Consider the following 20,973-nt stretch of genomic DNA (forward strand, 5'->3'; position numbering starts at 1 on the left):
CCTACTTCGACGCGCTCTGGCTCTGCATCCGGTCCTGGTGCACGAGCGACCAGACATAGGCCGCCACCGCGTCGACATCGCTGTCGGTGAGATCGCCGTCGCGTCCCGGCGCCAAGGCGATGTTGTTGCGGATGGTCTTCTTGATCTCGGCGAGGCTGTCGCCCCAGATCAGGCTGCCGACCGTCAGGTCATTGCCGTTGCCGGTGCCCTTGGCATCGTGTCCGTGACATTGAAAGCAGGTGCCGTTGGCCGCCTCACCGTGGAAGATGCGATCGCCAAGCACCACCTGCTCACGCGTCGCATCGACCGATACCGGAAGCGACGCAACGTCCGGCCGCGGCCCATCTGCACGGCCAGTTGCCGGGAACAGGGTCGCAGCGACGGCTGCCGCCATCGCCACGATCCTCATCGCTGCCACGCCGGCCGACAGTGTCACCATCATGCGCCTCCGCATCTGCTCCGGGCGCATTGTGCCTTAGGGCGAGTTGCCGACAATCAGGATCAAGGGCGTAGTCGCGTCCCTTCCCGAATTTTCGGTTCTGATTGGATCGGAACCGAGGCACTGATCGTCGTTGTCGTCCCGGCGTAGGCCGGGACGACAACGGAGGGTGCGGTCCGTTCGTAACGTCCTCACGTCGCGTAGTCCGGCTCCTTGCGGTCCAGCATCCGCTTCAGGGCATCGAAATGCCGTTGCGACGGGCTTGGGCCTTTGTAGAGGTGATCGTCGCGGAAATCGCGCCTGGTCTTCTCGACCACATGCTGCGGCAGTTGCTTGAGCGGCTGCTGGGTCCACATCGCGTAGATCTGCACCTGCGCAGCGCGCTCGATGTAATACAGCCGGTCATAGGCATCGGCGACGGTCTCGCCAACGGTCGAGATGCCGTGATTGGCCATGAACAGGATGGTCTTGTTGCCGATCACCTTGGCGAGCCGTGCACCCTCCTCGGGATCGAGCGCCGGGCCGGTGTAGAGATCGTCATAGGCGATCGCCTCCGACAGTCCGACCTCGGTCTGGCCGATCTCCTTGATGCGCGGATCCTCGAGCCGCGTCAGCGCGCTCGCATAGGGCATATGGGTATGGAACACTGCCTTGGCCTGCGGCAACGCCTTGTGGATCGGCGCATGGATGCAGAAGCAGGAGCGCTCGACCTCACCCTCGCCGCGCTTCACCTCGGCATCGTCGATGCCGACCTCCATGAAGGACGACGCGGTGACCTCCGACCAGTGCATGCCGAACGGAATCTGGTAGTAGCGGTCGGAGCGGCCGGGCACCACGAAGGTGAGGTGATTGAAGATGCCTTCGGAGAAGCCGTGGATGTAAGCAAGCCGGTGCGCGGCCGCGAGATCGACCCGCGCCTGCCATTCCTCGGCGCTCGAACTGTCCTGCAACGACGTCGGCGAAACCCTGAACTGCATGCGCATGCTCCCATCTGTGCCGGCCTCTCGGTGAAGGCCATGCTGATTTTATGCGATGGATTGTAGCGCAAATCGCCGCCAACCTCCGGTGAAATTGCCGATGGTCTGCCATCCGGATTTCGCGACCCGGCGCATCCGAGTGTTGAGCCTATGGCGTGTTGCGTCGCGACACCCTAGAGTCAAAGCATGTCAGAACAATTCTCTCGCAAGACAATCGCCGTCGTCGGCCTTGGCAGTATCGGCGGCATCATCGCCGGCCTGCTGCAAGCTGCTGCCAATCATGACGTGATCGCCTGCGTCAGAAGGTCGCTCGATCACCTGACGGTCGAGCGGGCGGAAGGTGTGGTCGATGTGCCGTTGCGTGCGCTCACCGACCCGGCGCATGCGACGCCGGTCGACTGGGTGCTGCTCTCCACCAAGGCGCAGGATACGGCGTCAGCCGCGCCATGGCTGGAACGGCTGTGCGGGCCGCAGACGCGCGTCGCCGTCTTGCAAAACGGGATCGGCCATGCGGAGCGGCTGGCGCCACTGGTCGGCCCCGCCACCGTCGTTCCAACCATCGTCTACTACAATGCCGAGCGGCTGGCACCGGATCGCGTCCGCATGCGTCGCGCCGGCGAGTACGAATTCGCGGTCGGCGACGACGCGGACGGCCGCGCATTCGAAGCGCTGCTCGACGGCACGCTGATGCGCGTGCTGCGCACCGCCGATTTCACCACCCGCGCCTGGCGCAAGCTTCTGCTCAACGCCGTCGCCAATCCGATCACCGCGCTGACCTTGCAGCGGCAGGCGGTGTTTCGCCGCGACGACGTCAAGGCGCTGTGCCTTGCGATTCTCGAAGAGGCCGCCAATGTCGGCCGCGCCGATGGTGCACAGCTTGCGTCCGACGAAGCCGAGCGAATGCTGGCGACGCTGCTGACCTATCCGCCCGACGCCGGCACCTCGATGTATTTCGATCGGGTCGCCGGACGGCCCTTCGAGGCCGACGCGCTCACGGGCGCGATCGTCGCGGCCGGCGAACGGCACCGCGTGCCGACGCCGCTCAACGGCCTGTTGCTGACGCTGTTGCGCGCCACCAGCGACGGCCTGCGCGACGCCGTCCAGGCCGAGCGGCGATGAGAGGCGCGATCGCTACGACGACCGCGCCAGCGCGCCGTCGATCATGTTGACCGCGTTCTGCACGCCATAGACCGCGACGAAGGAGCCGAAGCGCGGGCCCTTCTCCTGGCCGAGCAGCACCTGGTAGAGCATGTTGAACCAGTCGAGCGAGACGCCGGGGCGGCCATCCTTGCCCTTCTTGACCATGTCGAGGAACGGCTCGCGGCGGCCGATCTCGTAGACCACGTTCTGGATGTCTTCCGCGGCAGCATTCGCCGGCATGTTGGCGAGCGCATCGCGCAGATCCTGCAACGCGGCGCGTTCGCCGTCGGTCGGTTCGCGGAACTGCTTGGTCGGCGCCACGAAGTCGCGATAATAGTTGATGGCGTAGCCGACCATCGCATCGAGCTTCGGATGCGTCTCCGGCGTCACGCCTGGACGGTAGCGGCCGATGAAGCCCCACAACGTCTCGGCGTTTTCCGCGTTCGACGACGACACCAGCGTCAGCAAGAGCTGGAAGGTGACCGGCATGTCGGCCTGCGGCGGCTTGCCGGAATGGATGTGCCAGACCGGATTCTGCAACTGCTGCCGCGGCTCCTGGCGGGTGAAGCCATCAAGGAACTGCTGGTACTCGTCGACATTGCGCGGGATGACGTCGAAATACAGCCGCTTCGCCGCCTTCGGCTCGCGGTACATGAACAGCGACAGCGATTCCGGCGAGGCGTAACGCAGCCATTCGTCGATCGTCAGGCCGTTGCCCTTCGACTTCGAGATTTTCTGGCCCTTGTCGTCGAGGAACAGTTCGTAGTTGAAGCCTTCCGGCGGCGTGCCGCCGAGCGCCGTGCAGATCTTCGCCGACAGCTTCACCGAGTCGATCAGGTCCTTGCCGGCCATTTCATAGTCGACGCCGAGCGCGTACCAGCGCATCGCCCAGTCCGGCTTCCATTGCAGCTTGCAACGGCCGCCGGTGACCGGAACGGTGACGCTCTCCTTGGTGTCGGGATCCTCATACGAGATCGTGCCGGCCTTGGCGTCATGCGCCGTCACCGGCACGTAGAGCACGAGGCCGGTGCGCGGGCAGATCGGCAGGAACGGCGAGTAGCTCGCGGCGCGCTCTTCGCGCAGCGAGGGCAGCATGATCGCCATCACCTTCTCGATCCGCTCCAGCATACGGAGCAGCGCGGCGTCGAAGCGGCCGGAGGTGTAGTATTCGGTCGAGCTTGCGAACTCGTAGTCGAAACCGAACTGGTCGAGGAAGGCGCGCAGCCGCGCATTGTTGTGCTGGCCGAAGCTCGGATGGGTGCCGAACGGATCGGGCACCTTGGTCAGCGGCTTGCCGAGATGCTGTTGCAGCAGCTCCTTGTTCGGTACGTTGTCCGGCACCTTGCGCAGGCCGTCCATGTCGTCCGAGAAGGCGAGCAGCCGCGTCTTGATCTTGTCCTCGGTGAGCACGCGGAAGGCGTGGCGCACCATGGTGGTGCGCGCGACCTCGCCGAAGGTGCCGATATGCGGCAGGCCCGACGGGCCGTAGCCAGTCTCGAACAGCACCTCGTCCTTGGGATTTTTCTTCAGCCGCGCCACAATCGCTTTCGCCTGCTCGAACGGCCAGGCGTTGGATTGTTCGGCGAGCGCCCGCAGGTCGCTCGGGCTGGCGGCAAGATCAATCACGGACATTCTTCAGGCTTTCTCCAAAAAGGCCGCGAAAACTAACGCTTTCGCGGCAAAATGCAAAACTGCGCTCCCTCGCCCCGCCCTTGCGGGAGAGGGCTGGGGTGAGGGGCTCGATCCGCATCGCAAACCGAGAGACGGAATCGCGGAGGGCCCCCCTCACCCGGAATTCAAGCTACGCTTGAATTCCGACCTCTCCCCGCAAGCGGGGCGAGGTGAAGACCGACCGAGTCAAAACGGGCTGATCGAGAAGTAACGCAGCCACAGATCGGTGTAGCGGCCTTTTTCCCAGATCCTGAACAGCGCCCAGTTCAGCGACTGCCGCAGCAGGTCGTTGCCCTTGCGCACGGCGATGCCGACGCCCTCGCCGAAATAGCGGCTTTCGACGAAGGGTCCGCCGGAGAACGCGCAGCACCCGTCCGAGTCCGTGCCGTTGATCCAGAACGCCAGCGAGATCGCATCGCCAAAGATGAAGTCGACCTCGCCGCGGCGCAGCGCCGCGCGCAGCGCATCGTTATCCGGGTAGGAGTGGATCTCGGCGTCGGTGAACATCGCCTTGAGGTAGGCCTCGTGCGAGGTGCCGGCGATCACGCCGACCTTCTTGCCTTCGAGATATTCGGGGCGGATTTCCGGCATCACATTGTCGCGGCGCGACACGAAGCGTGCCGGCGCGCGGTAATAGGGATCGGTGAAATCGACCTTGGCGCGCAACTGCGGCGTCACCGCCATCGACGCGATGATGGCGTCGCCCCGGTTGGTGGCGAGCGCATCGATCAGGGTCTCGAAGCGGCGCATCTGGATGGTGCAGGTGACCTTGATCTCGTCGCAGAGCGCGCGCGCCAGGTCGACGTTGAAGCCGGCAGGATTGCCGTCGGGACCGGTGAAGTTGAACGGCGGATAATCGGTCTCGGTCAGGAAGCGGATCACGGTGAGGCGCGACAGGTCCGGGCGATCCGGCCGACGGCGCGGGTCCCAGAACCCGGGCACGGCCTGCGGCGCGGCCGCGGCGGCCTTGGGCGGTTGGGCCGGGGCGGTCGGCGCAGCGGCTGCCGGAGGCGTCGCGGGCACGGCTTGAGCAGGAGCGGCCGCGGTGGGCGGAGCCGGCGCCGTCTTGGCCGCCGGTGGCGTCTGCGCGGACGCTGGACCGGCCAGGACCAGCAAACCGGCCGCCATCACTCCCACAACCAGGCAGAGCTGGCGCGAGCGGACGGCAAAGGGCTGGGTGAACGGGTCGGGCATAACCGGCAATTTTAGGGAATTGAACGGCTTATAGACCATCCGGCGCCCGTTGCGAGCGCCGAATGGGTTAATTCTCGGCCGCAAATGGCGGTCAGAGATACCGTTTGAGATCGGCCGCGGCCTCTTCCGGCGTCCGTTTCAGATTGAACGGCGCAACGAAATGGCCGTCGCGGTCCATCAGATAGATCAGCGCGGTGTGATCCATCGTGTAGTCACCATCCTTCAGCGGCACCTTCTTGGCGTAGACGCGGTAGCTCGACAGCACCTTGGCGATCGACGCGGGATCGCCGGTCAGGCCCTTGAGATGCGGATCGAAGCTCGACAGATAGTCCTTCATCGCGGCTGCGGTGTCGCGCTCCGGATCGACCGAGACGAAATAGGCATTCACGCGGTCAGCGTCCTTGCCCATCGCCTTGAGGACCTCGGAGATCTCGAACAGCGAGGTCGGGCAGACGTCCGGGCAATGGGTGAAGCCGAAGAAGATCAGGGTCGGCTTGCCCTGCAGATTCTTGTCGGTGACGGTCTGGCCGGACTGGTCGGTAAGCTGGAACGGACCGCCGATCGCGGCCGGCGCGGCCACGGTGCGCAGGCCACCGATCGCCCACAGCATGAGGAACAGGCCGACCGCGAGGCTGGCGGCGAAGGCGGCGAAGATCACCAGCGGGCGGGTGGTCTGGGGCATGATACGAGGCGCGTCCTTGTCAGAAGCAGGCGGAGATGCCGGCCGTGATCATTTCGAAAAACACCGCGGTCCCGTAGTGGAACCAGAGCGCAGCGGCGGCAAGCAAGGCCAATCCGCCGATCCCGGCAGCGCCCCACAGGATCGCAGACGCCACCCGGCCCTGCGGAGCCGTCACGAGCTCGGTTGGGGTGGAGATCGGCTGAACCATGGGGATTCAGATAGGCCGGGTTCCGGCAGGCGGCAAGCACAATGCCGGTTGCCGGCTGTCAAATGATGGCGAGGCGAATGCCCACCATGTCTCGGGACGACCGAACTAAACTCAGCGCGCGGGCTTCGGCGCCGAGGCCTGGGCGTTGAGGTAGCACGGCTTGTACAGCGCCTGCAGTTGCTTGCCGCGCAGGAAGATCATGTTGCGGGTCAGGCCACCGCGGTCGTTGATCCATTTGCGCACCGCCGGCGGGTACATCAGGTACAGCATATGGGTGGCTTCCGGATTGGGCACCGGGCGGCCATTGTCGCCGTAATCCCAGGCGGCATGGAAGCCGAGGCTGGCGTGCGAGGTCACGCAGATCCGGTCGTGAGGAACCTTGCCGAGCACGATGGTGCAGGCCGAGGCGCAAAGCCCGTCGATGATGACCGTCTCACCTGACGTACGCAGGTCCTGGTACTTGTCGACATAGACCCCGATCTTGCCGCCGCGATCGTCGGCGATCCTGACCACTGCCTGTGACGCCCCCATTCCCGCCAGCAAGAGAACCGCCGCGAGCAACCCCGTCATCAACTTCATTGGCCAGCCCCAGTCGAAACCGAATCTGTTGGTCTTGTGATGCAAGATGATGGGAGCGTGTTGCGAGAGTCGATTTTTGTCCAGACAAGCAAAGCCGATCAAAACAAATTCAAATTGGGTGTTGCGCGCACGCTGCAGTGACGCGCGGAAAAGGTCCCAAACTGGAACAACTTGCCGCAACTGCTTGGTGCCTCGCCGCCACAGGCAAGGTCCATTTGGCGTTGACCGCGCGCAATGACGCGGTCTTGAATCCGTGCCGGGACGGGGGAAGCAAAACATGGCTGACGATGCAGATGTGATCGTGATTGGCGCGGGCCTTGCCGGCCTCGTCGCCGCGACCGAGATCGCCGATGCCGGCAAACGCGTCATCGTGCTGGATCAGGAAGGGGAACAGAGCCTCGGCGGCCAGGCCTTCTGGTCGTTCGGCGGCTTGTTCCTGGTCGATTCGCCGGAACAGCGCCGGCTCGGCATCAAGGACTCCGCTGACCTCGCGCTACAGGACTGGATGGGCACCGCCGGTTTCGATCGCGCAGAGGACCACTGGCCGCGCAAATGGGCCGAAGCCTATGTCGGCTTCGCGGCCGGCGAGAAGCGCGACTGGCTGCGCGCGATGGGCCATCGCATCTTCCCGGTGGTCGGCTGGGCCGAGCGCGGCGGCTATGACGCGATGGGCCACGGCAATTCGGTGCCCCGCTTTCATGTCACCTGGGGCACCGGCCCCGGCATCGTCGAGCCGTTCGAGCGCCGTGCGCGCGCGGCTGCGAACAGCGGACGGCTGGTGTTCAAGTTCCGGCATCGCGTCGATGCGCTCAGCGTCAGCAACGGCACGGTCGACGGCGTCAGCGGCGCGATCCTGGAACCGAGCTCGGTCGAACGCGGCAAGAGCTCCTCGCGCAAGGTGGACGGCGACTTTTCGCTGCGCGCACAGGCCGTCATCGTCGCCTCCGGCGGCATCGGCGGCAATCACGACCTGGTCAGGCAGAACTGGCCGCAACGACTCGGCGAACCGCCGAAGTTCATGATCTCCGGCGTGCCCGAACACGTCGACGGCCGCATGATCGGGATCACCGAGCAGGCCGGCGGCCGGCTGATCAACCGCGACCGCATGTGGCACTATGTCGAGGGCATCCAGAACTGGAACCCGATCTGGCCGCGTCATGGCATCCGGATCCTGCCGGGACCGTCGTCGATGTGGTTCGACGCCACGGGCAAGCGGCTGCCGGCGCCACTGTTCCCTGGCTCCGACACGCTCGGGCAGCTGCATTACATCATGAGCACCGGCTACGATTATTCCTGGTTCATCCTGACCCAGAGCATCATCAAGAAGGAGTTCGCGCTCTCCGGCTCCGAGCAGAACCCTGACCTCACCGGCAAAAGCTGGCGCATGACGATCAAGCGCGCCACCAACAAGGGCGCGCCGGCGCCGGTCGAGGCGTTCAAGCAGCACGGCGCCGACTTCATCGTGCGCGACAACCTCGCCGACCTCGTCGGCGCCATGAACAAGCTCGCGGGCAACGACCTGCTGAAGCTCGATGCGATCAAGGCGCAGATCGAGGCGCGCGACCGCGAGATCACCAACCCCTATGTCAAGGATGCGCAGGTGATGAACCTGCACAACGCGCGGCGCTATATCGGCGACCGGCTGATCCGGACCGCGAAGCCGCACCGCATCCTCGATCCCGACCACGGCCCGCTGATCGCGGTGAAGCTCAACATCCTGACCCGCAAGACGCTCGGCGGCTTCGAGACCGACCTCGAGTCGCGCGTGTTCGGCAACGACCATCAGATCATCCGCGGGCTCTATGCCGCTGGCGAAGCCGCCGGCTTCGGCGGCGGCGGCATGCACGGCTATCGCTCGCTCGAAGGCACCTTCCTCGGCGGCTGCCTGTTCTCCGGCCGCAACGCCGGGCGCGCGGCGGCGAAGGCGGTGGGCTAGGGGCGCATACTCAAAAACATCGAAAACAACCCCATGCAAAGCAGCGGGCCACCGCCGGCCCCCCCGAAAGCGGCTTGACGCGTCGGGCAACTCAGGGGTATTTTCTATTATCCCGAAATAGTACAGCCGCCTCGATGTCGGGGCGAACCGGACGTCGGCGACGATTTGTAAGTACGCGTCCTTAAGATGAGATGCTCAGGCGGATCAAACCGACTTTAGCGGCCGGGACCTGGCCTGGCGTCGGTCACGTTTCGATTGCTTGGACTCATCAGGTCTGAGCTTTGCCGTCTTCGCCGAGCTCCGAAACACCTCTGCGAGCCGCCGCGTCGCAATGTCGGTTTCGGCGGCCGTCAAACCGGAGAATCCGAGCAGCAATCGTGGTTCAGCCGGCGCGCCGATGTGCATCGGTGACGTGGGGATCACGACGACGCCGCCATCGAGGGCAGCTCGTGCCAAGGCGCAATCGTCCCGCCAACTGCCGGTGCTGCGCGCCGTCAGATGAACGCCCTGCTCCGGAAGGAGTGCAACGAGGTGTTCCGACAGCCTCTCTTTGAGCAGATCGAAGAGGAGATCGCGTGAGGCGCGAGAGCTTTCGCGCAGACGCCGCAGGTGCGCAGGGAAGTAGCCTTCGCTGAGGAAGTCAGCCACGACCAGTTGGTGCAGCGGTGCCGGGAAGCGATCGACGATCGGTCGTACAGCTCGAAACGCGGCGACCAGATCGTCGGGTACGACGAGATAGCCGACCCGGAAGCCGGGCAGCAGCGCCTTGCTGAAAGACCCCGCGTAAATCACACAGCCGCCGGTATCCAATCCCTGTAGCGAGGCAATCGGGTGGCCTTCATAGCGAAACTCGCTGTCATAGTCGTCCTCGATGATCCAACTGCCTTGCCGCTGCGCGAAGGCCAGAAGTTGCAGCCGGCGCGTCAGCGGCAACGCCGAACCGGAGGGATATTGATGGGACGGCGTGACGTAGATCACGACAGGCGCGAGGCCGTCCGACGATGCAAGCGTCTCGGTGATCATGCCCTTGGAGTCGACCGGCGCACCAACCAGCCGCGCACCATTCAGGAGAAATGCCTGCCGCGCCGGAGGATAGCAGGGATTCTCGATCAAAGCGGTTTCGCCCGGAGACATCAGCACGCGAATGGCGAGATCGAGCGCCTGTTGCGTGCCCGACGTGATGAAAACCTGACGCGGGTCGCAGCGCACGCCTCTCGATGCGGTCAGATAGGCGGCGACTGCCTCGCGCAAAGCGGGCTCGCCTTGCGCATCGCGATAGCCGTCACTGGCATAGTCGATGTGGCGATGCGCGAGCCGCTTCAGGAGGACCGCGGTTCGCATATCATGAATGACCCGCCCGGTCGCGAAGGCTACCTGCCCGGGATGGGTTTCGAAGCTCATCGCCAATCGTGCCGCCGCAGAAATGCGACGCCTGCTGGCACTGGATCGGGCGTTGCGGGAGCTGTTGCCCTCGATTTTCGGCAACGGCAGATCGTCTGTGACATAGGTGCCAGATCCATGCTTTCCGATCGCATAGCCCTCTGCGATCAGCACGTCATAGGCTTCGGCGACGAGCCCTCGCGACAATGACCATTCGGCGGACGCCGTGCGTGTCGAAGGCAGGCGATCGCCCGCCCGCAGCGCGCCGCCGACGATCGCGTCCCGGAGCTGGAGATAGAGCTGCCGCACTGCTGGAACCGGCAGACTCGAGTCGATCGCAGGCCGGAAACCAGCCGCAGCACTCTCACGTCGCATCGCACGGCGCATCGGCAGTTTCGGGAAAGTGGCCCGCTCGGACATCAGGAAGTGGCCCTTTGAAAGAGCCAATGATTCAATAATATCAGGCCACTTTCAAGAGGGCCCGCGCAAATGCCGAAATCATCCGCACAGTTCCTGTTTCTTGGCACCATGCTCGCCGCGGCCGGCTACGGCGCGACATTCCTGTTGTCGGCCTACTTCCGCGCAAACGGCGGCAGCGACCTCGACACCGGCACCACGCTTGGTGCCGCGATGATCGGAACCTTCGTCGGCGTGCCGCTTGTCGGCTGGTTCTCGGGACGTTTCGACGCCGCGCGCATGAGCGCGATCGCCGCATGCGCTGTCGGGTGTGGCTTCCTGCTGCTTGCCGCCAGCGCTGGCGGCACTCTGGCGATGTCTCTGACGTCCGGTTTCCTGATCGGCCTGGGCTGGGGCATGTTCTATGTTGGCGCACCGATGTCGCTTTCGGAGCGCGTGACGGATCGCGATCGCGGCTTCTGGTTCACGCGCTTCGGCGCCTTCCAGATGGCCGGCATCGGGGGAGGCCCGCTCGTTCTCAACCTGGCGGTCGATCAGGCAGGGCTCTCCATCGCGGCAACTTTTCGGCTGGTTGGCATTGCCTGTCTGGTTGCGGGGCTGTCGCTCTGGATGTTCTCGACGATGGCCCCGGGCGCGCGGCGTTCATCGTCGCTCCGTTCCTGGGTCCGCCCGATCAGCGTCATTGCGCGAAGCCCATCCGTCCGTCCGATCCTGATGGTCGGGTTTGGCGCCTGCGCGTTTTCCGGCCTCTTGACCTTCCAATCGTCACTCGTCGCGGGGACATCGGCGAAGGCCTCAACCTTCTTTGCCGTCTATGCCATCACGGTGGTTGCTGCACGTCTGCTGTTTGCCCGTATCCTGGCATCGCTGCCGCAGAGGCGGCTTGCAGAGGGGTTGCTGGTTTCGATGACGCTTGGTGTGGTGGCGATGTTCGGCGTCGGCATCCATCCGGCGTTTCAAATCCTGTCCGCAGTCCTCACCGGCATTGGGTATGGTCTGGTTTACACCGTCATCCAGACCTGGGCGGTTAACGACACAGACGCAAGATACCGCCACGCCGCACTCACCTGGTTCGTGCTGTCATACTTCATCGGCATCTTCGGATTTCCTGTCATCGGGGGATGGCTGCTGGTGAATCTGGGCCGCAACGCCTTTCTGGGCGCGCTGCTTGCCGCCGCACTGTCAGAGTTGGCGATCCTCTACAGCGGAAGCGAAAAGGCCAGCGGCGGGGTGCGGACAAACTCGACGACCGCCTGATCCGTCACCACGCTCGATTCAGGTCAATTCCGGGCATGGCGTTGTTTTCGACATTGGGCAACGCGCCCGGTGTCCCTACTCCGCCTCCGCGCTCGCGAAGCGGACGCCGAACGTGTCGGCGTTGGCCTCGCCCCAGTCGTACAGCGCTTGCAGCATCGGCTTTAGCATCTCGCCGCGCTTGGTCAGGCAGTAGCGCGAGGAGCCGCCGCCGCGCTCCTGCTTGACGAAGCCTGAATTGCAGAGATCGCGCAGGCGCTCGGTCAGGACCTTGTCGCTGAGCTGCGGGATGTCGTGGCGCAACTCGCCATAGCGCATCGGGCGGAGCTTCAGCCGGCTCAAGATCACGGTCTTCCATTTGCCGCTGAGCTGATCGATCGAGAACTCGACCGGGCAACCATATTTGCGCTTGGTCTTGCGGATCATCACCTTCTCCCGCGGCACTTTCCATCTGGTTCGTTGAGCGCTGCCATCGATCCATCTAAGCACGCTTCACACGGGTTGGGCGAGCTTAGGGATCATTGCAAGGCATGACAGACAGCAGCTCCGCCCGAGGCCCACACGACGAGCAACAGCCGCGCAAACGCATCATCGTCAGACGCAACGGCCCTTACGAACCCGAGCCCGGCATTGCGATCGTCGACCATCTCGGTGTGCCTGTTGCAACCGAGGCGCCGGCGCGGCTGTGCCGCTGCGGCCAATCGCGGACAAAACCGTTCTGCGACGACAGCCACGCCGCGCGCGGCTTCACCGACGCCAAGGATGCGCGGCGGGTGCCCGACAAGCTCGATGTCTATGCCGGACAGCAGGCCCATGTGTTCGACAATCGAGGCAGCTGCGCGCATTCCGGCTTCTGCACCGACCGGCTCAATTCCGTGTTTCACGTCGGCGAGGAGCCCTTCGTCGCGCCGAGCGGCGCACGCCTCGATGACCTCATCAATGCGGTGCGCCGATGCCCATCGGGCGCGCTCGGCATCGGCATCGGCCCGGCGCGCGAGGCCAATTTGTCGGATGTCAGCCGGCCGCCGCAGATCGAAGTGTCGAAGGACGGCCCCTATCGCGTCACCGGTGATGTCGAACTGATCGATGAGGACGGTGCGCCGATCGCACGAAACGCCGGTGCGTCGCGGGAGCATGCCAGCCTGTGCCGCTGCGGCGCGTCGCTGAACAAGCCGTTTTGCAGCGGCATGCACTGGAACGTGGCGTTTCATGATCCCGTTCCCGATCCGATGCGCGAGCCGACGCTGTTCGAATGGGCCGGCGGCTATCCGGCGCTGCTCGACATGACGCGGATCTTCTACAGCCGCTACGTGCCGGAGGATCCCTTGCTCGGCCCGCTGTTCGCGGAGATGTCGCCGGATCATCCCGAACGGGTCGCGGCCTGGCTCAGCGAGGTGTTCGGCGGGCCGCGCTTCTACACCGAACGCTATGGCGGCTATCGGCGGATGGTGTCGCAACATATCGGCAAGGAGATCAGGCCGGAGCAGCGCGCGCTGTGGGCGACCTACATGGTGCAGAGTGCCGACGACGCCGGGCTGCCGTCCGATCCGGAATTCCGCGCCGCCTTCGTCGCCTATATCGAATGGGGTTCGCGGATCGCGGTGGAGAATTCCGGCGCCGGCGCGAAGCCGCCGCCGAACATGCCGGTGCCGCGCTGGTGGTGGGTCTGCAACGCGACGCCCGCCGCGCGGCCGCCCGCCATCGCGGACGATGCGCAGGACACGAACGACATCAGCGTCACGCTGCCCGGCCCCGGTGAGACCGTGCGATTCGAACCGCACATCCGGCCGCTATTCCGGCCGATGGACCGCAATTCGATGCTGTTCGCCTTCGACCTCTGGAACGAGGCCGACGTGACGCGGCACGCTCCGCAGATCCTCGCGCGCCTCGAGGCCGGCACGATGCCGTGCGACGGCGCGTGGCCGGCCGAGCGGATCGCCCTGTTCGCACGCTGGGCCGAAGCGATTGCGCCGAGGTGACCTCGGTGCAATTGGGGCGATTTCCGTGAGCCGTGCTGCAAATTGCGCAGTGGCGGCGGGCGCGCCGGCAGGCTAGAGAGTTTCCGCCATTCAAGTGGAGACCCAAATGAGCATTCAGCGTTTCGAAACCGGCCCGCGCATGAGCCAGGCCGTGGTGCACGGCAACACCGTCTATCTGGCCGGCGTCGTCGCTGGCAAGGCCGCCGGCGGCAGCGTCACCGACCAGACCAAGGACATCCTGTCGATCATCGACGGCCACCTCGCCAAGGCCGGCACCGACAAGTCGAAGCTGCTCAGCGCGACCATCTACATCACCGACATGAAGACGTTCCCGGAGATGAACGCGGTGTGGGACCAGTGGGTCTCCCAGGGCAACACCCCGGCCCGCGCCACCGTCGAGGCCAAGCTCGCGGCGCCGCAGTACAATGTCGAGATCATGGTTGTCGCGGCGAAGTAAGAGCGTTCACCTCTCCCTTGGGAGAGGTGAATCGAGAGCGCGCCGAGCCGAGTGAACCAAAACTCATCCCGCTCTGCAGAATGGCGCGGCGGCCACAGGCCACCGCGCCATTTTCTTTTTGCCACTGTGTCTATGCGGCGCGCGCCGTGCCCTTCTCCGCATCGAGCCTGCGCGCAAACAACCAGCGGAAGTAGGTCAGCGGCGCGTCGGCGCCGATCGCCAGCAACTGATAATCCGGATCGGCGTCGAGCACCTTCTGCTGCGCCTCGATGAAGTCCTTGTCCTCGTTGAAGGCCTCCTCCAGGGAGTACCGCAGCGACAGCGCGATGTTCGGGTCGCCGATATCGAAATCGTGCAGATAGTTCCAGAAGAAGTGCGTCGAGGAGCGCGTCTCCGGCGTCATGAACTGCGCGTTGCGGTATTGCCGCGTGCCCGGAACCTGGACGCCCTTCTCCGCGCCCTGCCCGGCCGGCGCGAACATGGTATCGAGCGTGAAGATACCTGGCACGATCATGCGGCCGACATTGCGGCGATCGACCATGTCGTCCCGGTTGGAGATCACCTTCTTGTGGTAGGGCGGCGCATCGGCGCCCATGTGCCAGCGCTCGACGCGGAAACCGTCGTCCAGCTTCTCGATCGCGACCGGCTTGGTCTTGTAGGCATATTCCTCCGAACCGCCCAGCGTGTTGGTGTGCACGAAAGCGAGATGCGCGAAATCGCTGAGATTGTCGACGATCAGGAGCCAGTTGGCCTTGTAGTGCATGTAGCCCGGCAGGCCGCGCCATGTGGGATCTTCCAGCGGCGGATAGTCGAGGATCAGCTTCGGATCGGCCTTCTCGGGATCGCCGGTCCAGATGAAGATCATGTTGTAGCGCTCGACCACGGGATAGCTGCGCACGCCGAGCTTGGCGGGGATCGCGTCCTGGCCGGGGATCTGGATGCACTTGCCGTCGGCCGCGAACTTCATGCCGTGATACATGCACCTGATGTCATCGCCCTCGACCCGGCCCATCGAGAGCGGCGCGGCGCGATGGCAGCAACGGTCGTCGAGCGCGACCACCTTTCCGCTGGCGCCGCGATAGATCACGATCGGCCGCTCCAGGATGGTGCGCGCCAGCTTTTTGCCGTCGATCAGCTCGTGATTCAGCGCCGCCACGTACCAGGCGTTGCGCAGGAAAATTCCGTCGTCGTCAGCCAATTCACCCTCCCGATGCAATATTGCTTGCAACGAGGTTAGGGGATTGCAGCCGTCGGGATAATCCGATTTGGCTGGACACACTGTACCGGTGGATGGACAATCGGCCATGGAGTGGCGTGACTGGGAGCTGTTTTGCGAGGTTGTCGAGCATGGCGGCTTCACCGCGGCCGCGCGCGTGCTCGGGCACCCCAAATCGAGCCTGAGTGCTGCGGTGCAACGGCTCGAGGCCAATCTCGGGCTGCGGCTGATCGAGCGGACCACGCGGCATCTGCGGCTGACCGATTCCGGCGAGACGATCTATCGCAAGGTCCGCCCGCTGTTCGCCGCGCTGCACGACACCCACAGCGAGGCGCTGGCGATGTCGAGCGCGGTCGCCGGCACCCTGCGCATCAAGGCGCCGTACGAATTCGGCGCGCATCACGCCGGGCCGGTCGCCTGCGCGGTGATGGGCCGCTATCCGGAGCTCGCGATCCGGATCGATGTCGAGCACGACATCGTCAACCCGATCGCGGAGAATTACGACATCGTGTTCGCGATGCTGGAAGCGCCGCTGCCGTCGGCCGGCATCGTGATCCGCCGCGTCTTCACGCTGGAGCGCGGCCTGTTCGCAGCGCCGGCGCTGCTCGAGACATCAGGCGAGCCGCGCACGCTGGACGAGTTGAGGAAGCTGCCGCTGCTGACCGGCCCGAGCGATCCGCCATGGGCGATCACCGCGCCCGGCGGCGCGGTCGAGCATCTCTCGGTCGATCGCGCACGGCTCACCTCTTCGAACGCCCATGTCCGCCTGCAAGCCGCGCTCGCCGGCCATGGCGTGCTGCGGGTCACCGCGAGCTACACCCGCGCCGCGGTCGCGGCCGGCCAGTTGCGGCGGCTGTTGCCGGACCACGCCTGCGAGCCGCTCAACGTGCACGCGCTGCTGCCCGCTCGGCAATTTGTCCCGGCCAAGGTGCGCTGCTTCCTCGATGCGATGGAAGCGCATGCGCGCGGCGATCCCGAGGCCTACATCAAGCCATAGCCCGCACCCCCGTCACGCGCGCGATGACGTCAGAGGTAATCGATCGACGCCCGCAAACCTTCGATAGTCCGGACAGCCGCACAGTCCGGCACATCAGGAGAGCACCATGACCGATCATGCCACCGTCGCCCGCAACTACATCGCACTCTGGAACGAGCGAACGCCGAGCCGCCGCCGCGAGATGCTGAGCGCAAACTGGACCAGTGACGCCCGCTATGTCGATCCGCTGATGGCCGGCGACGGCCATGAGGGCGTCGACGCGCTGATCGCGGGCGTGCAGCAGAAGTTTCCGGACTTCACCTTCAAGCTGATCGGCGAGCCGAACGGCTTCGGCGACCATGTCCGCTTCTCCTGGGGCCTCGGACCCGACGGCGTCGACAGCCCGATCAAGGGCACCGACTTCGCCATGCTGAAGGACGGCCGGATCAGGAGCATCACCGGCTTCCTCGACCAGGTGCCGGGGGCTTAACCGGTTCCGTCATTCCGGGGCGACGCGTAGCGTCGAGCCCGGAATCCATCGGGCAACTTCCACCCTCGTCATTCCGGGGCTCGCGAAGCGAGAGCCCGGAATCCATCGGGCCACAGAGCCTGCGGCGAAAGGATTCCGGGCTCGACGCTACGCGTCGCCCGGAATGACGACGGGGGTTTGAGACCCAGGGCAATAGCGCCAACGGCTTCCACGCCCGCGATCCCGCTGCTAGTCTTCCCGAAACACAGGGAGGACACCATGAAGGCAGATTTCGCCTTCACCACGTCTGTCGTCAGCGACATCACGCCGGCGCTGCTGGCGATTGGCCGCGACGGCTTTCCGCAGGCCCTGATCGGCGCGCTGCGCCGCGTCGCCGGGGTCGGCCACTGCATGGTGTTCTCGTTCACCGGCCCGCGGTCCGCGTCGTGCCTGCTCGACGTCGGCAACATCCCGACCGGGCGCGACCTCGGGATCGCCTATTCCGAACATTTCCACCAGTCCGATCCGAATCGGGACGCGGTGTTCGAGGGGCAGGCACAGGCCACGCCGATCATGCTGCCGACCTTTGCGCGCCGGATGTACAGCGACGGCTACCGCAAGATCTTCTTCGACGATTCCGACATCGTCGACAAATTCGCCGCCGCGATCTGGACCGGCGACACCTGCTTCTATGTCAATTTCTACCAGATCACCGCGCAGGGCCGCTTCAACCGCGAACAGATCGCACGCCTCTCCGCGGTCGCGCCGGCGTTGACGGCCGCGGTGGCGCGGCACTTCCAGTGCGAAACGGCGGCGGATGTCGATCCGGTCGAGCGCCTGACGGGCCTGTTCGCGACCGCCGAGCCGCTCGCCAGGCTGACCGGGCGCGAGAGAGAGGTCTGCCTGCGCATTCTCTCGGGCCTCAGCTCGGAAGCGATCGCAGCCGACCTCGGCATCGGATTGCACTCCGCCCTCACCTACCGCAAGCGCGCCTACGACAAGCTCGGCATTTCCTCGCAGAACGAATTGTTCGCGATCGCGCTGCGCCTGATGGCCTCGGTCCGCAGCCTGAACTGAGACCAACCGCCACGTCGGCCATGCATATCCGATGTGACAACCTTACAGAGTCCGCGTGACATCTGTGACATCATCTCATCGTTATTCCCTGAACGATGTGCCGTTTGCTGGCGCGGCTGCTAGTGATGTGCGTCTCGGGCGGAGCGTGGAGCTTGGTCCGACGCAGCAGTTGGAAGAGGGCGGCACAGGTGCAGGCATTCACGCAATTTCGCAACGTCGACGATATCAAGGCGCTCGCATTCGACGTCCAGGGCACCTGCGTCGACTTCTATCAACCGGTGCTTCGCGCCGGTGCGGCGATCAATCGCGACAAGGGACTGGCGATCGACTGGACCAGGCTGCTGGCGGAATGGCGCGATCTGTATCGCGTCGCGCTCGATGCCGTGATTGCCGGACAGCGGCCGTGGCTGCGGGTCGATCGGATCTACCGTGAAGCGCTTGACCTCCTGCTGGAGCGACAGGGCCTCGGCGAGGCGTTCACGCCACAGGAGCGCGACGAGCTGAACAACGTCTGGACCAGGCTCGATGCCTGGCCTGACACCGTGGCGGGACTTGCGCGCTTGCGGCGGCGCTTCACCACCGCAACGCTGTCGAACGCCGGAATGGCGGCGGTGGTCGCGGTCGTGAAGCATGCCGGCCTGCCATTCGATGCGGTTCTCACGGCGGAGCTCGCCCATAGCTACAAGCCGGCCCCGTCAGTCTATCAATTGGCGGTCGACTTCCTCGGCTATCGGCCGGATCAGATCGTCATGGTGGCTTGCCACAAATATGATCTGAGGGCCGCGCGCGCCTTCGGCATGCGCACGGCGTTCGTCGCGCGTCCGCTCGAATTTGGGCCGGACGTGACGCCCGATGTGACAGCAGAGGACTGGCTCGACCTCCATGTCGACAGCTTCACCGCACTCGCCGACGCGCTCGGTGCGGGGTCGCCCGCCTGAGCTGCGTCTCGCCGCCTGTCCCCTGACGTGGGGACAGACCGCCGGCAGGCTTCGGCATTATCCTGACGCGGATCGAGCCCCGAGGATACTGCCGTGAGCACTGCGCCCCGTTTCGACATCGATGTCCCCGCCTTCTGGCAGGACCCCTATCCGACCCTGGCGCGCATGCGCAAAGAGGCGCCGATCGCCTTCGTGCCCCAGCTCGGCAGCACGCTGCTGTGCAATCGCGACGACATCTTCGTCTCCGAGAAGCAGATCGACGTGTTCTCGTCGCACCAGCCCGAGGGGCTGATGAACCGGCTGATGGGCCACAACATGATGCGCAAGGACGGCGATGCGCATATGAACGAGCGCAAGGCGATCTTCCCGGCGATCTCGCCGAAGACCGTCAGGTCGCACTGGACGGCGCAGTTCGCCGGACACGCGAACCGCATCCTCGACGAACTGGAGCCGGACGGCGTGGTGGACTTCGTGCAGGCCTTTGCGCTGCCGTTCTCGGCCGAGTGCCTGAAATCGATCACCGGCCTCACCAACATGCGCTTCCAGGACATGAACGCCTGGTCGCAGAACATGATCGACGGGATCGCCAATTATGTCGGCGATCCCGCGATCGAGGCGCGTTGCCATGCCGCGACCTCGGGCATCGATGCCGCGATCGACGACATGGTGCCGGTGTTGCGCAAGACGCCCGACCTCAGCCTGCTCGGCGTGCTGTTGCAGACCGACATGCCGATGGACAGCATACGCGCCAACATCAAGCTGGCGATCTCCGGCGGCCAGAACGAGCCGCGCGATGCCATTGCCGGCTCGGTGTGGGCGCTGCTGACCCATCCCGATCAGCTGGCGCTGGCGACGAGCGGCACGGTCCCGTGGTTGCAGGCGTTCGAGGAATATGCGCGCTGGATCTCGCCGATCGGCATGTCGCCGCGGCGGATCGCCAAGCCATGGACGATCCGCGACATCGCGTTCGAGACCGATGAACGGGTGTTCCTGATGTTCGGCTCGGCGAACCGCGACGAGAAGCATTTCGACCGGCCCGACATCTTCGAGGTGCGGCGCGACGCCAGCAAGAGCATCGCGTTCGGTGCCGGTCCGCATTTCTGCGCCGGTGCCTGGGCCTCACGTGCCATGGTCGCCGACGTCGCGCTGCCCGCGATCTTCGGCCGGCTGAAGGGCCTGCGCCTGATCGACGATCGACCGCCGCGGATCGGCGGCTGGGCCTTCCGCGGCCTGCTCGATCTGCCGGTGACGTGGGATCGGTAGGACCCAGCCCATGGACGCGCAAGCCGCCGATCTGTGAGGCGCGCGTCACATTGATGTAAATCCAGCAATGTAGGTAGATCCAGATACACGGCAATCGCGCGCCCGCGCGTTTTTCATTGCGCAATCACATCGCAAGCTGTGCCGATGTCGCGGTTTCAGCCGCGAACACGCGTCCGGCTGCGCCGCGGCATCATGCCGCCGCCAAGGGTCGGACGACTGTTATCAAACTGTCATGAATCCATTTCAATCGGCCGTTATTGATGAAACTGCAGTCAGTTGAGCTGTCACAAGGGATTTCCGATGAACCCGAACACCAACGGTAGCAGTCACGACGATACCGCCTTCCACCATGAAGCCCCGAGCAGGAATCCGAGGAGGGCGGCGGCATCAACAAGACGGTCGCGGTTGTCGCGGTGGTGGCTGTGGGCGCTGCCGTGTTCGAAGCTGCCTTGCTCCCGGGACTTGCGCTTGGCGTTGCCGCAGTCGCAGCGCCGAAGTACCTGCCGAAGCTGGCCGGTGCGCTCAACCCGCTCTTCAAATCGACCGTTCGCGGCACCTACAAGTTCGCGCAGAAATCGCGCGAGATGTTTGCCGAGGCACAAGAGCAGGTGAACGACATCGTCGCGGAAGTGAAGTCCGAGAACCAGGCGGATACCAAGGCGGCGAGCAGCCGGACGTCGTCGGCGGCCTGAACCAGGTCGGACCGATCGATGCAAAGCGA

21 protein-coding genes are annotated in these 20,973 nt (G+C 65.0%); 11 read left to right on the plus strand and 10 right to left on the minus strand.

What is annotated here, in order from left to right; translation table 11 throughout:
- Position 1: 1 nt before the first annotated feature.
- Positions 2-442, minus strand: coding sequence for a c-type cytochrome (locus CWS35_RS02645; RefSeq protein WP_029879217.1), 441 nt, complete (start codon positions 440-442; stop codon positions 2-4).
- A gap of 188 nt (positions 443-630) precedes the next feature.
- A complete protein-coding gene (locus tag CWS35_RS02650) occupies positions 631-1,416 on the minus strand; it encodes a class II aldolase/adducin family protein (RefSeq protein ID WP_245438844.1) in 786 nt (261 codons plus the stop codon).
- A 186-nt stretch (positions 1,417-1,602) separates the two neighbouring features.
- Here CWS35_RS02650 and CWS35_RS02655 point away from each other — a divergent pair, with 186 nt between their 5' ends.
- The gene (locus tag CWS35_RS02655; protein WP_024581775.1) at positions 1,603-2,535 is read left to right on the plus strand and encodes a 2-dehydropantoate 2-reductase; all 933 of its coding nucleotides are present in this window, start codon (positions 1,603-1,605) and stop codon (positions 2,533-2,535) included.
- Between the two features lie 12 nt (positions 2,536-2,547).
- Here the strand turns inward: CWS35_RS02655 and CWS35_RS02660 are convergent, their stop codons facing one another.
- The 5 genes from CWS35_RS02660 to CWS35_RS02685 all read right to left on the minus strand — a co-directional run bounded on the left by CWS35_RS02660 (position 2,548) and on the right by CWS35_RS02685 (position 6,890).
- Positions 2,548-4,188: a lysine--tRNA ligase gene (locus CWS35_RS02660; RefSeq protein ID WP_100950614.1), complete on the minus strand. Its 1,641-nt coding sequence runs from the start codon at positions 4,186-4,188 to the stop codon at positions 2,548-2,550.
- Positions 4,189-4,413: 225 nt separating this feature from the next.
- On the minus strand, positions 4,414-5,421 hold the full coding sequence (locus CWS35_RS02670) for a transporter substrate-binding domain-containing protein (RefSeq protein WP_100950616.1): 1,008 nt from the start codon (positions 5,419-5,421) through the stop codon (positions 4,414-4,416).
- A gap of 91 nt (positions 5,422-5,512) precedes the next feature.
- A complete protein-coding gene (locus tag CWS35_RS02675; protein WP_024581772.1) occupies positions 5,513-6,103 on the minus strand; it encodes an SCO family protein in 591 nt (196 codons plus the stop codon).
- Between the two features lie 19 nt (positions 6,104-6,122).
- On the minus strand, positions 6,123-6,311 hold the full coding sequence (locus tag CWS35_RS02680; RefSeq protein WP_024581771.1) for a hypothetical protein: 189 nt from the start codon (positions 6,309-6,311) through the stop codon (positions 6,123-6,125).
- 111 nt (positions 6,312-6,422) lie between these two features.
- Positions 6,423-6,890, minus strand: coding sequence for a hypothetical protein (locus tag CWS35_RS02685; protein ID WP_024581770.1), 468 nt, complete (start codon positions 6,888-6,890; stop codon positions 6,423-6,425).
- Positions 6,891-7,167: 277 nt separating this feature from the next.
- Between CWS35_RS02685 and CWS35_RS02690 the strand changes: the two genes are divergently transcribed.
- Complete coding sequence (locus CWS35_RS02690; RefSeq protein WP_100950618.1) at positions 7,168-8,826, plus strand: FAD-binding dehydrogenase; 1,659 nt, start codon at positions 7,168-7,170, stop codon at positions 8,824-8,826.
- A 204-nt stretch (positions 8,827-9,030) separates the two neighbouring features.
- On the opposite strand, the gene CWS35_RS02695 is transcribed toward CWS35_RS02690, so the two are convergent.
- Positions 9,031-10,626, minus strand: coding sequence for a PLP-dependent aminotransferase family protein (locus tag CWS35_RS02695; RefSeq protein WP_080891013.1), 1,596 nt, complete (start codon positions 10,624-10,626; stop codon positions 9,031-9,033).
- 69 nt (positions 10,627-10,695) lie between these two features.
- Here CWS35_RS02695 and CWS35_RS02700 point away from each other — a divergent pair, with 69 nt between their 5' ends.
- Entirely contained in the window at positions 10,696-11,880 is a 1,185-nt protein-coding gene (locus tag CWS35_RS02700; RefSeq protein ID WP_100950620.1) for an MFS transporter, read from the plus strand.
- 75 nt (positions 11,881-11,955) lie between these two features.
- Here CWS35_RS02700 and CWS35_RS02705 read toward each other — a convergent pair whose 3' ends face one another.
- Positions 11,956-12,303 (minus strand): helix-turn-helix domain-containing protein, encoded by a 348-nt coding sequence (locus CWS35_RS02705; RefSeq protein WP_029879210.1) that lies wholly within the window; start codon positions 12,301-12,303, stop codon positions 11,956-11,958.
- A gap of 104 nt (positions 12,304-12,407) precedes the next feature.
- Between CWS35_RS02705 and CWS35_RS02710 the strand changes: the two genes are divergently transcribed.
- Together CWS35_RS02710 and CWS35_RS02715 are read left to right on the plus strand one after the other, a co-directional pair.
- Positions 12,408-13,856: a CDGSH iron-sulfur domain-containing protein gene (locus CWS35_RS02710; protein ID WP_100950622.1), complete on the plus strand. Its 1,449-nt coding sequence runs from the start codon at positions 12,408-12,410 to the stop codon at positions 13,854-13,856.
- Positions 13,857-13,962: 106 nt separating this feature from the next.
- Positions 13,963-14,313, plus strand: coding sequence for a RidA family protein (locus CWS35_RS02715; protein ID WP_076864213.1), 351 nt, complete (start codon positions 13,963-13,965; stop codon positions 14,311-14,313).
- 130 nt (positions 14,314-14,443) lie between these two features.
- Here CWS35_RS02715 and CWS35_RS02720 read toward each other — a convergent pair whose 3' ends face one another.
- Positions 14,444-15,511 carry an aromatic ring-hydroxylating dioxygenase subunit alpha gene (locus CWS35_RS02720; protein WP_051404294.1) on the minus strand — a complete coding sequence of 356 codons (1,068 nt, stop codon included), beginning with the start codon at positions 15,509-15,511 and terminating at the stop codon, positions 14,444-14,446.
- A gap of 106 nt (positions 15,512-15,617) precedes the next feature.
- On the opposite strand from CWS35_RS02720, the gene CWS35_RS02725 reads away from it, so the two are divergent.
- From CWS35_RS02725 to CWS35_RS02750, 6 genes are all read left to right on the plus strand, one after another.
- Positions 15,618-16,526: a LysR family transcriptional regulator gene (locus CWS35_RS02725; protein ID WP_100950624.1), complete on the plus strand. Its 909-nt coding sequence runs from the start codon at positions 15,618-15,620 to the stop codon at positions 16,524-16,526.
- Positions 16,527-16,632: 106 nt separating this feature from the next.
- Positions 16,633-16,995: a nuclear transport factor 2 family protein gene (locus CWS35_RS02730; protein ID WP_024581762.1), complete on the plus strand. Its 363-nt coding sequence runs from the start codon at positions 16,633-16,635 to the stop codon at positions 16,993-16,995.
- 258 nt (positions 16,996-17,253) lie between these two features.
- On the plus strand, positions 17,254-18,051 hold the full coding sequence (locus CWS35_RS02735) for a helix-turn-helix transcriptional regulator (protein ID WP_100950626.1): 798 nt from the start codon (positions 17,254-17,256) through the stop codon (positions 18,049-18,051).
- A gap of 188 nt (positions 18,052-18,239) precedes the next feature.
- Positions 18,240-18,989, plus strand: coding sequence for a haloacid dehalogenase type II (locus CWS35_RS02740; RefSeq protein WP_245438846.1), 750 nt, complete (start codon positions 18,240-18,242; stop codon positions 18,987-18,989).
- Between the two features lie 93 nt (positions 18,990-19,082).
- The gene (locus CWS35_RS02745; RefSeq protein WP_100950630.1) at positions 19,083-20,252 is read left to right on the plus strand and encodes a cytochrome P450; all 1,170 of its coding nucleotides are present in this window, start codon (positions 19,083-19,085) and stop codon (positions 20,250-20,252) included.
- A gap of 434 nt (positions 20,253-20,686) precedes the next feature.
- A complete protein-coding gene (locus tag CWS35_RS02750) occupies positions 20,687-20,944 on the plus strand; it encodes a DUF5132 domain-containing protein (protein WP_245438848.1) in 258 nt (85 codons plus the stop codon).
- Positions 20,945-20,973 lie beyond the last annotated feature (29 nt).

Source organism: Bradyrhizobium sp. SK17, from assembly GCF_002831585.1.
Taxonomy (GTDB): Bacteria; Pseudomonadota; Alphaproteobacteria; order Rhizobiales; family Xanthobacteraceae; genus Bradyrhizobium.